This window comes from Enterococcus sp. C46 (genome assembly GCF_040887565.1).
GTDB lineage: Bacteria > Bacillota > Bacilli > Lactobacillales > Enterococcaceae > Enterococcus_B > Enterococcus_B lactis.
Window position 1 is genome coordinate 1 of the sequence record NZ_JBFOGA010000033.1, and the last position, 510, is coordinate 510.

The window sequence follows — 510 nt, forward strand, 5'->3', positions numbered from 1 at the left end:
CGCGTTATTAAAAAATGGAGCGCCCGTTGATATTGCTACTTTAGAAAATGCTAAAGAAGTATTTGGAGAAAGTAATATTTTCAGCACTACTATCAAAAATATGGAACGGTTAAAAAGATATGATTTAACTGGTATTACAGACGAAGACATGCACGATAAAAAAGTTCATAACGTATGCTTAGTCGATTCATTAACTGACGAACAACAACATACTTTTAAAAATCAATTTGAAGTTCTAAGAAAACGAACTATGGAAAGAGAAAAGTAAATGTAAAAGATAAATATGATAATTTCTCTTTTATCATATTTACCTTTTTTTATAACTTTTTATATAATATTCATAAGAAATCAAATTTAGATAGTAAATTAACTAATAATTACACACACACAATTTTTTAAGGTCTTAAAACCATCATATATGCAAAAGAAGCTAACCTTTATTACTAAATTAGACCCGTGGTGCTAGTTAATTTTTTCCTAGAGGAAAATGTCTAAACATGTTGGTAAATC

At 27.3% G+C, this 510-nt stretch carries 1 protein-coding gene; it reads left to right on the forward strand.

The annotated features are described in order from the left end of the window. On the forward strand, positions 1–268 hold a 268-nt coding region (locus AB3I27_RS13990), incomplete at its 5' end, for a hypothetical protein (RefSeq protein ID WP_252714340.1). Positions 269–510 lie beyond the last annotated feature (242 nt).